Here is a 10182-nt window from a genome sequence, read left to right as displayed (position 1 = left end):
CTGTGGAGTCGCGCGTCAAGAATCCATTCACAATAGATCGATTCAGCGGTGGGAAACTTCTTTGGATAGAATCATTTAGCTGAAACGGCCGAGTCAATCCGCGTGTAAAAGCCCGGTTCCGGGTGATTCGAAGTTACGCACTTGATTCGAGATCGCCCAGTATTCGGCCCTAAGCTCGATTCGCAGTCTGGAACTATGATTCGAGAACGGCGCGTGGATGTACTTAACGACTTGGAACGGAACCATAAGACTAATCAGATACTTGAATTTGGCCAAGCCTGCTGCGGGAAAGCTTGAGCAGGAGAAGCAGACCACCATAGCCGACGCAATCCGCAATATGTGGCGTGACAATGAGGTTGGGAGGCTGAGGCTCCAAACCCAGTTGGGTGCTCTCTTCTTCTGCTGGATCGATGCCTCAGCCTCTCACAAGGCCATCCCCGCAACGACAGCAATCAGGATATCTAAGCAGCGATTCGGTGGCTAGCCAACGGATGGCGATGTCGTTCGCGATTGAGTTTCATAGTGGCCTCGTGAATGGTGTCGGCCGAACTGAGAAAGTGACCCCCTGACGAAACGAAGAGCTGACCCCTCCTTGGCAAAGGAGGAATAGATGTCGATTGGGGTTTTAGTGGATCCTGCATTGTCGCGCACGATGCGGGGAGACGAGATGCTTCAGGCTGAGGAGGTGGCCGCAATGCTGCGGCTGCATGGGCTTGGCTGGGGAGCCAAGCGGCTGGCAAAAGAATTCGGGTGTGCACGCAACACGGTGCGGCGCTATCTGCGCCAAGGTGGGGCTGTGGCGTTCCGCAAGCCCGTGCGCCGGACGGCGTTCGACGGGCTGGATGAATGGCTGCGGGAGCGCTTCTTCCGGCATGGTGGCAACGCGGACGTGGTGCGCCAGGAGCTGGCGAGCGAGCATGGCATCGTCATCGGGCTGCGCTCGGTGGAACTGCGGGTGCAGCGCTGGCGCCGGGAGTTGAAGGCGCAGATGCGGGCAACCGTGCGGTTTGAGACGGCACCGGGCCAGCAGATGCAGATCGACTTTGGCGACACGCGGGTCTGGATCGGCGGTGAGCGGGTGCGGCTGCACCTGTTCGTGGCAACGCTGGGCTACTCGCGCCGGCTGCATATCCGGGCCTCACTGCGGGAGCGTCAGGCCGACTGGTTCGAGGGCATGGAAGGCGCCTTTCTGCGCTTCGGCGGGGTTCCAGCGGAAGTGCTGTTCGACAATCCCAAGGCGCTCGTCGAGCATCACGATGCGGCCACCCGGGAGGTGCGGTTCAACGGCCGGCTGCATGCCTTTGCCCGCTATTGGGGATTTGCACCCCGCGCGTGTGCGCCCTACCGGGCGCGCACGAAGGGCAAGGACGAACGCGGGGTCGGCTACGTCAAGAAGAATGCCATCGCGGGCCGCCGCTTCGAGAGCTGGGCTGCCCTCGAGGCGCATCTGGACCGGTGGACGCGCGAGATCGCCGATCAGCGGGTGCACGGCACCACCGGCGTTGCTCCGGCAGAGCGCTTTGCGGACGAGGCCGGGGCGCTTCGCCCCCTCGGCGGGCGGGCGCCGTTCGGGCAGCTGCGGGATCTGGTGCGCAAGGTTCAGGCCGACTGCGCGATCGACCTGGACACGAACAGCTACTCGGTGCCGTGGCGGCTGATCGGGGAGAGTGTCCAGGTCGTGGTGCTGGGCGGACGCGTGATCGTGCGTCATGCGGGCGAGGTCGTAGCCGATCATGCCCTGTGCCGGGGCCGCCGCCAACGGATTGTCAAGTGGGCGCATCTGACCGGCGTGGCCGGCGCTGCGGGGCCGGTGCGGTCGGCGCCAACGGACATCGTTGTGCCGCCCGCCCTGCTGCGGCCGCTGGCCGAGTACGAGGCGCTGGTGGGAGGAGGCTGGTGATGACGGCCATCGATCACGAGGCGCTGGTGGCGATGCTCGATCGGCTCAAGCTGACGGCGATCCGCGACCAGCTCGACACGCTGCTGGACGAGGCGGCTCGGTCGGACATGACCCTGCGCGAAGCCTTGGCGTTCCTGGTGAAGCGCGAGATCGCACGGCGCGACGAGCGGCGGATCGCCATGGCGAGCAAGATCGCCCAGTTCCCGTTCGTGCGCGAACTCGACGGCTTTGACTTCGACGCACAGCCGTCGCTGGATCCAAGACAGGTCCGGGAGTTGGCCACCTGCCGCTGGATTGCGCATGGGGATGCGGTCTTGCTGTTAGGGCCTCCGGGCACCGGCAAAACTCATCTGGCGGTCGCTCTCGGACGCGAGGCGATCCGGCAGACCTATAGCGTGCAGTTCGTCACGGCCGCGACGCTGGTGGCGATGCTGGCCAAGGCCCACGACGATGGCTTGCTCGACAAGCAGCTGACGATCCTGGCACGGCCGAAACTGCTGATCATCGACGAACTTGGCTATCTGCCGTTTGAGGCCAATGCGGCGCATCTGTTCTTCCAGCTGGTGTCGCGCCGCTACGAGCGGGGTTCGATCCTGATCACCTCCAATCGCTCCGTGGGCGAATGGGGATCGGTTTTTGGGGACGCCGTCGTGGCGACGGCGATATTGGATCGCCTGCTGCATCACTCGACGGTGATCACCATCCGCGGCGACAGCTACCGGCTTCGTGAAAAGCGCCGATCCGGCCTTCTGCAGAAGGCCGGAGCAGCCCTCGAAACTGAGGGAGACACAAAGCGATGAGAGGGGGTCAAACCTTCAATTCGCCCAAGGGGTCAATTCTTCGATTCGGTTGACAAATGGCGGCATCAAGGCTTTCCGGCCCTGAGAATGTCTGGTGAGCAAGATGATGCCGCTTCAGATCGCGCCAGAGTTCCTCGATGTCGTTGAGCTCGGGGGCGTACTTTGGCAGCCACTCGACCGTGAGCCAGGAGGCCCGCTCAGCGAGGGCGGCGCGTGTCGCCTTGCTGGTGTGGATCGGGCCGTTGTCGAGGACGAGCACGATCGGTTGCTGCGCACGGCCAGGCATCGGGCCACACTGCCTATCGATCTGGTCCAGAAGCGCGATGAAGTCGGCACTGCGCTTGCGTCGGCTGGTGCGCACGATCAGGTCCCGCGCCGCCCAGTCGAGCACCCCGAGCAGCGCCACCTTGGCGGCTTGTCCGGGCGCAGGAAGGCGCAGATCCGCACCCTTCTTGGCCCAGGCATGGGCGAGATAGGGATGGGTCAGCGCCTCAGACTCATCGCCGAACAAGAGCACGATGTCACCGGCCTCGGCCTGCGCCTTCAGGAGCTTGCGGCGCAGACCAGCGCGGTCCACGGCGTCGGCATCCTGGCGGCCCTTCAGGGTGTGGCGCGGCCGGCGCCAGCGGAAAGCCCCCTTTGGCGCAACACGACCGAGAGCCGTGAGCGCGAGATGCGGAGGCCGGAGCGCTTCTCGATCTCGTCGGCCAGTCGCGGCAAGGTCCAGTTGGGGCGATCCGCCACCGGCTCCGCCAGAACCGCCTCGGCCACCGCGAGCGCCTGCTCGGCCTTGACCGGAGCCGGTCCCGGGGCCACGGAGCGCCGCAGCGCGTCGACCCCACCCTGGCTGAACGCGCTGCGCCAGAGCCGCACGGTATCCTCGCGCACGCCGAAGGCCTCGGCGATCCGCGGGCTCGTCCAGCCGGCCAGGGTCAGCAGGAGCGCCCGCGCCCGATCGGCCTCACCCCGATCCCGCGAGTGGCTGAGGGCCATGAGCTCACGCCGCTGCGCGGCACTCGCAACAACCGGAGATTTGCCTGCCATGATCCGCCTCCCGAACCAAACCAGGAGATGGAATCACAGCCAGCATCCGTTGGCCACCCCGCTGAAATCTGCTTAGGTGTCGTAGGCAATCGGCACCTTGCGGTTCTTGGTCGGCGGAGTGCATGGCGTGATGTCCTTCTCGACAAGAGCTGCCCGGAACCAGTTGCTGTCGTAGCCTCGGTCGGCAATCAGGGTTGCGCCAGAAGTCAGCGTCTCCAGGATGAGCTGAGCGCCCTTATGGTCGCTCAGCTGGCCTTCGGACAGCAGCAGGATGATGGGTCGACCCGCCTCATCACAGACAGCGTTATGAGCGGCGGGCCCTAACCATTGAGCTAAAGGCACCATCTCGGGCAATAATGCCCATCTTTGGCGGATTGGCTGTGCGCTCAAGGGCACAGCCAATCGGAACCCATTCAGAACTCTGCCATTAGAAATCAGGTCAACACCATCAAGCGGAGCGAATACCAGGCAAGCCAGAGATCGGGGATAACTGCCAGCAAAGCGCTTTTGGCGCTTCCAAAGAGACCTAAGGTAGGATTGGACACCCAGCAGGCTTTCGGCGATGCTACTTGCGATCTAATTCTAATGGGAATGCCCTATGGGTGAGGTGATCTATTTAACGGGAGCTCCTGCCGCAGGCAAGAGCTCTATCAGTCGAGCGCTACAGCAGAGAGTCCGTAATCTGTCGGTGTTTGAGTACGGAGCAGAACTCACAAAGCATGTAAACAAAAAGCGTAGCACTGCGCTCGAACAAGCCACCATCCGCGAGCAATCATCAAAGATTATTGCACCACAAGATGTCGCAGACTTGGACAAAATACTTCTCGATTTCGTGCGATGTCGAAAGGTCACCTCGCACGTCCTCATAGATAGCCACCCCGTAACAAAAGAAGACTACGGATTTCGGATAACTCCTTTCCATATTTCCCAGTTTTCGGCCCTACAGGCAACTCAGATTTGGGTGCTCTACACTCCACCGGATGTAACCATCCAGCGAATTGAAAAGGAACCTGGCGGGCGCCTGACGCCTACAGAGTTTGAGGCGAACCTACATACCGCCCTCCAAGCCAGCGTAGCTGGCGTTTATGCCATTGGAGCAGGCGGCGCGGTACACCTGTTTGACTCCTCCAGGCCATTGGAGGATCTCGTCGGGCAGCTTGCTAGCCGCCTTACGACGTAGAGGATCCCCATGAGCCGCAGACGGGCAGAAATTGAGCAGGTTGCGGAGGAGATCCTGCGGGAACACGTGGCGGGAGACAGACCAACCGACCCCGTCCAGCTGGCGAACCGAATGGGCGTCCGCGTCTTTAATTCCAAATTCTCGGAGCCTGGCATTCATGGACTGATCGCAAGACGTGGAGGTGCCTCCACCATTTACGTCGATGTCGACGACCGCCCTGTTCGAAAGCGGTTCACAGTCGCTCACGAACTCGGGCACTTCGTCTTGCATCTGGCTGCGGGTGAAGGCGAGTTCATAGACGATGAGGACAACTTCCGCACGATCACGGACCCAGACGAGCCCTGGAACGAAGATCGCCGGCGAGAGTGGGAAGCCAATGTCTTTGCCGCCGCCATTCTCATGCCCTCGAGCGTTGTAAGAGACCGCTGGCCCGAGATCCTGGATGTCGACGGGATGGCAGAATGGTTCCAAGTATCGCGACAGGCCATGGCTCTCCGTCTCAATCAGCTTGGGCTCATTGATCAATGAAGCCGCTCGGTATCGCCAAGCCCTCGATCCGCACGGAAGTCCTTGGCGAGGTTACTCCAGGAGACCCATCCACTTGGCAGCCCAACAGCTTTGACGAGTGGGAGGGACGCGAACGCGTTCGCGCCTACCTGTCCGTCTGGACACAGCAAATGGACGAGGAGCGGCGGCTTCGATCCCTCTATGCTAAGCTCATATTTGGCCTCGTCAGCTTTGAAGTTGTCGCGGCGTTTATTCTCCTGCTCCTCCTTGGGAGCGGCACCATCACCTTGGATGCGGGTCTTTTGAAGATTCTCTTCCCGGCCGTACTCACTCAGGTGTTTGGCCTCGCTTACCTCGTCACTAAGTACCTCTTCAATCAGCCTATGAAACATGCAATTCCGAAGGCGGGTGAGAAATGACTGCTTCAGCGACCACGGATGCCGGCTCAGAGGATGAGCAAACCTCTGCGAGTGAGATTGAGGAGCCGCGGCGTCAGGCACTTGATCTCCGATTGGCTCTGAACGCTGTGTCAGACATCGTAGAGAACAGGCCACGTCCCATCCGTGAGTTCGACCAGATCTACATGAAGGTCGGCGACATGATGGTTCATGCCGAGTACATCTGCCGCAAAACTCACGGCCGAAGCCTGGTGTTCGTCGGAGACGGCGATGCGATCGGGCTGTGCATCGCTCATCTTCAGGCCCAGAAAATATTGAACTGGGGACCGTCGAGGATCTTGCTGCTCGATTTCGACGAGCGCATGGTCAATTCGGTGAATCGATTTGCCGAGGCGAACGACCTCACCGATCGCATTTCGGCCAGGCTCTACAACGTTCTGGATGCTCTACCCGACGATCTGCTCGGGCAGTTCGGGGCGTTCCACATCAATCCTCCGTGGGGCCAGTACAACGATGGCGAGAGCGTTGTGGTTTTCATGGAACGGGGAATTCAGCTGCTGGCTCCCAAAGGAAAAGGGGTCATCGTGATCGGCGATGATCCAGCTCGCCCATGGACGCGGCATGTGCTCGCGAGAACTCAGGGTGAGGCGCTGAACCGGGGAATGGTTGTTTGCGAGATGCAGCCGAGGATGCACCTGTACCACTTGGATGACGCATCCGATCTGACCTCGTGCGCTCTGTCGATCGAAGCTTGGACGGACCACAACATCAAGAATGAACCTACTCCAGGCGAACGCCGGAAAAATTTCTACGGCCGAAAGGATCGTGCTGCGGCCGTGCGTTATGTTCGGGAGACGCCGCAGATCGGGCGCGGTACAGCAGACCCGACTGAATATCATTTTGAGATAATGGAAGAAGAGGTCGAGAATGAGCAGAGCGCCTGATCTTCAGTCAATGATCTTCATGAAGGTCGGCCGCCATGCGGATGAAACCTTCGAGGATATCATCGAGCGGAAGCGCCGCGAGTACGACAAGGCGGGGAAGATCTTCTGGGGCTACGGTGGCGGCACCATGCACCCGATCTCAAAGCTGCAGCCGTTCGTGAGCCACAGGATCGAACATGGCGATGATATCACCCTTGTGATGCAGGAGATCGTATCAAACCATTATGAGGCGGCGGTCGCCACGGAGTATTCGAAAGACGGCATCAACTGGGAACCCATCCCTGAAGGGATTGAGGTACGGGGCTCCAGATACGCCGTTGTCTTGGACGAGATCCAAGAAGGAGATCTCAGTTTTGACTTGAGCGAATACCGGGTCGGGTATGGCCCCTCAGAAGGCAAGATCGCCTCCAATTACATCATGGGCCGTGTTGACAAGGGTTGCCTCGTGCGCGCCGACAAACACAACGAGGTGGTTCCGCGCAAACTGGTGCAATCCCGCTATTTCGCGAAGCTGCAACGTCCGTATGGCGTCCTGCTGCGTACCACTCCAAAAGACTAAGTCGAGCTAAACTGCAGAGCGGCGGCGGTTCGTACATCAAGCACAAGCCTTCGCCACTCCTCTTGCGATCCACCAGCCCAACTTTCGATGCGATGCCTCAGGCCCTGCGTCAATACGGCTGGCCTCGTGAGCTTCACAAAATATGGAGCGACCAAAGTTGCCTCGAGATCAACCGAGTACGCGCCGGCGGCGCTCTCGAGGCCATGAGTTGGCACAACTAAGCTAGTGACTTGAGAGGGCCCGACCTTGCCGCCAGTCCCAGCGTAGTTCCGAAGCGAGGTGTGATCCAACCGGCTGCGCTCCCTCAGTTCCAAGCCGGCATCAGAGTAGCAGACCAAGGCGTAGTGCCGCGTCTTGTCGCCTTTAGCCGTTTGCGCACGGCTCGTGATCAGAGCATGGCTGGGCAAATCGACCTCCACGCCATCCTCATCGATGTACGACAGCCAGATGGAAACCGCGGAGGGAGCGCTATCAGCGAGCTTCGGCACTGACAGCATCCTCGAAAACTTCACAGGAATAGGCCTGCCTGCGGTGCGGAGGTGCTGTACGGCAGACCCAAGTGCATTCCCAATACCCCAGAAGAACAGCCCGTTGCCGGCCTTCCGTTCGGCTTCTTTGCGTTGGACGATTACCTCTAGCGGCTGCCCGCCTTCGGCCTGCATCTTGGACCAACAGATCAGATTAGCCGGCACTCTCGGAGCGCAATTCAGGCCCCGTCCTGTCGGATGGCACATCTCGGATGACTGCGTCTCCGTCGGCAGGAACATGTCAAGCTGCCGTCGAGAAGTGCCTGTTGTTTCCAAAGCTGCCTCCGCAGTCATCCGCAGCGCCGACCTAGGCGCTAATCCTACCAGAACACCTGGAGAACAGTAAGCAGTTCGTACTTGTTCTCCAACTTGGCCAAGCTCCAAACTTGACTGATCAGAGGTGTATGCTTCTTCGTCCGTTGAGTAGGGGGGGATCGGCTTTGGTCCACAGGATCTCGCTGGAATCCTTAATGGAGAGTGACAGAGCGCTGCTCGGCACCAGGTCAAAGGATTTCGGTCCGCTTTGCGTGTGCCAGCCAGGTGCCATGGACTACGCTGAACGGAAATGTGATAGATTGCACAAAGCTGCCGAACCTGCTGCAAACATTGTGAGATTTGCGAAATACCTGGAACGATCGCAAAGCAATAGAAAAGCCCGCAAAGGCGGGATCAAGTCATTGACAATTAAAGAGTAAATCAGCTTCGGATGGTTCATTAGCTTCAGCTTGGGAAGCTGATGCTCGGGTAGACGAGGCCCATAGGCAGGGCTCACTCACCGCGGCTGTTCCTTCGCCCTTCCCGTGTTCATATTTCCTGTCCGGTGGGCGACCTCAACGGCGACATCAGACCAGAACCGGCAGCCCGCTTCGCTTCCTCGACTGAGACAGTATTCCGCCTGCTTCCGCGCTCGCTCGTAAGCAGCCCTCCCCTCATACGCAATCAGAGACACAGCCTCGTACTCGATCACTGTCAGACCAGAAGCGAGAGGCCGCCGGCGGAACAACTGTCGGATGCTATGAAGGAGTTTGAGCATAAGGCAATCCTCGTTTTCGACGGCAGGTCGAGCAAGCGGGAATCCTGTCGCATTCACGTCGGACAGTCAGGTTCTCAGCCTTGGGTACATGTGTAGGCATCCGCGCGAGCGATCCGAGGCGGCATCGAGATGATCCACATGATGCGGAAAGGACAGGCGAAATATGCCTGCCGATCGCCGCTAGCCCCAATACCGTTGACTTAGGCATGTTCCGGACGGATGCTCGGGGCGGGGGTGTGCGAAGGAGGCCCCGATGGCCCGCACGGCTGCACGTCTGCCGGACGGCACCCGGATCAGCGACCACGTCACCTTGGGCGTGCTCACCACCACCGTGCCGGCCGCTCTGATCGATGCGGTGCTGGCCGAGACCGGTCGGCAGAGCCAGCGCTACCGCCGGCTGCCGGCGCGTCTGGTAGTCTACTACGTCATGGCCCTCGCTCTCTATGCCCAAGCCTCCTATGGCGAGGTGCTGCGCTGCCTCATGGAGGGCGTGCGCTGGCTGCGTCTGTCCGGCACGGACCCCGCCCTGGCCGACAAGTCCGCCATTTGCCGGGCCCGCACCCGGCTCGGTCCGGCCCCGCTCAAGGCGCTGTTTGCGCGCATTGCCGCGCCGTTTGCCACCCCCGACACGCCCGGCGCCTGGTATCGCGGGCGCCGGCTGGTCAGCCTGGACGGCACCACGATTGATCTGCCCGACACGCCCGATCTCGTGGAGCGCTTCGGCCGTCCGCCAGCCTCGCGCGGCCAGAGTGGCTTTCCGCAATTGCGCCTTTTGACCCTCGCCGAGACCGGCACGCATGCGCTGTTTGCGGTGGCGCTCGACCGTTACACCACCAGCGAGGTCGGGCTGGCGCCGCCGCTGCTCGCGCGCTTGCAGCCGGGCATGCTGTGCCTGGCCGACCGCGCCTTCGCGGGCTTCGAGCTGTGGCGCACGGCCGCCGCGTCCGGAGCCGATCTGTTGTGGCGGGTGCGTCGGAACCAAGTGCTGCCCTGCTGCGAGCGCCTGCCGGACGGCTCCTATCTGAGCCGGCTTTACGCCTCGCCCAAGCAGCGTCGGCACGCTGAGGGGGGACAAGTCGTGCGCGTCATCGACTACCGCTTGGAGGGCATCGTGGACGCGGAGCCGCTCTACCGGCTGGTCACCACGCTGCTCGACCCGGTCGCCGCGCCGGCGCTGGAGTTGGCGGCGCTCTACCACGAGCGCTGGGAAAGCGAGAGTGCGTTCGCCGAACTGAAAGTGACGTTGCCAGGGGAGCGCCTGATGCTGCGCTCGCGCCGGGCCGATCTCGT

Annotated in this window: 11 protein-coding genes; 8 read left to right on the top strand and 3 right to left on the bottom strand. The window is 61.2% G+C overall.

All coding sequences use genetic code 11. The annotated features are described in order from the left end of the window. Positions 1–610 precede the first annotated feature (610 nt). Positions 611–1900 carry an IS21 family transposase gene (istA, locus tag KBI52_RS03900; protein WP_210805467.1) on the top strand — a complete coding sequence of 430 codons (1290 nt, stop codon included), beginning with the start codon at positions 611–613 and terminating at the stop codon, positions 1898–1900. Further along, on the top strand, positions 1900–2700 hold the full coding sequence (gene istB / locus KBI52_RS03895; protein ID WP_210805464.1) for an IS21-like element helper ATPase IstB: 801 nt from the start codon (positions 1900–1902) through the stop codon (positions 2698–2700). Before istA ends, istB begins: the two co-directional genes overlap by 1 nt. 7 nt (positions 2701–2707) lie before the next feature. On the opposite strand, the gene KBI52_RS03890 is transcribed toward istB, so the two are convergent. The 3 genes from KBI52_RS03890 to KBI52_RS03880 form a co-directional block, all read right to left on the bottom strand. Continuing rightward, entirely contained in the window at positions 2708–3304 is a 597-nt protein-coding gene (locus KBI52_RS03890; RefSeq protein WP_247654166.1) for an IS630 family transposase, read from the bottom strand. Next, a complete protein-coding gene (locus tag KBI52_RS03885; RefSeq protein ID WP_210805462.1) occupies positions 3301–3744 on the bottom strand; it encodes a helix-turn-helix domain-containing protein in 444 nt (147 codons plus the stop codon). Before KBI52_RS03885 ends, KBI52_RS03890 begins: the two co-directional genes overlap by 4 nt. 72 nt (positions 3745–3816) lie before the next feature. Further along, positions 3817–4089 carry a transposase gene (locus KBI52_RS03880; protein ID WP_247654165.1) on the bottom strand — a complete coding sequence of 91 codons (273 nt, stop codon included), beginning with the start codon at positions 4087–4089 and terminating at the stop codon, positions 3817–3819. Positions 4090–4342: 253 nt separating this feature from the next. Between KBI52_RS03880 and KBI52_RS03875 the strand changes: the two genes are divergently transcribed. From KBI52_RS03875 to KBI52_RS03850, 6 genes are all read left to right on the top strand, one after another. Beyond that, positions 4343–4924: an ATP-binding protein gene (locus KBI52_RS03875; RefSeq protein WP_210805458.1), complete on the top strand. Its 582-nt coding sequence runs from the start codon at positions 4343–4345 to the stop codon at positions 4922–4924. A 9-nt stretch (positions 4925–4933) separates the two neighbouring features. Further along, on the top strand, positions 4934–5452 hold the full coding sequence (locus KBI52_RS03870; RefSeq protein ID WP_210805456.1) for an ImmA/IrrE family metallo-endopeptidase: 519 nt from the start codon (positions 4934–4936) through the stop codon (positions 5450–5452). After that, entirely contained in the window at positions 5449–5850 is a 402-nt protein-coding gene (locus KBI52_RS03865) for a hypothetical protein (RefSeq protein ID WP_210805454.1), read from the top strand. Before KBI52_RS03870 ends, KBI52_RS03865 begins: the two co-directional genes overlap by 4 nt. Continuing rightward, positions 5847–6773 (top strand): bis-aminopropyl spermidine synthase family protein, encoded by a 927-nt coding sequence (locus KBI52_RS03860; RefSeq protein ID WP_210805452.1) that lies wholly within the window; start codon positions 5847–5849, stop codon positions 6771–6773. Before KBI52_RS03865 ends, KBI52_RS03860 begins: the two co-directional genes overlap by 4 nt. Continuing rightward, on the top strand, positions 6757–7332 hold the full coding sequence (locus KBI52_RS03855) for a hypothetical protein (protein WP_181054513.1): 576 nt from the start codon (positions 6757–6759) through the stop codon (positions 7330–7332). Before KBI52_RS03860 ends, KBI52_RS03855 begins: the two co-directional genes overlap by 17 nt. Before the next feature lie 1813 nt (positions 7333–9145). After that, a partial coding sequence (locus tag KBI52_RS03850) for an IS4 family transposase (protein WP_210805450.1) occupies positions 9146–10182 on the top strand: 1037 nt, incomplete at its 3' end.

Origin of the sequence: Microvirga sp. HBU67558 (assembly GCF_018069605.1) — a bacterium.
Taxonomy (GTDB): domain Bacteria; phylum Pseudomonadota; class Alphaproteobacteria; order Rhizobiales; family Beijerinckiaceae; genus Microvirga; species Microvirga terrae.
Note: the sequence above shows the minus strand (reverse complement) of the source record. Positions and strands in the feature narration are given on the sequence as shown.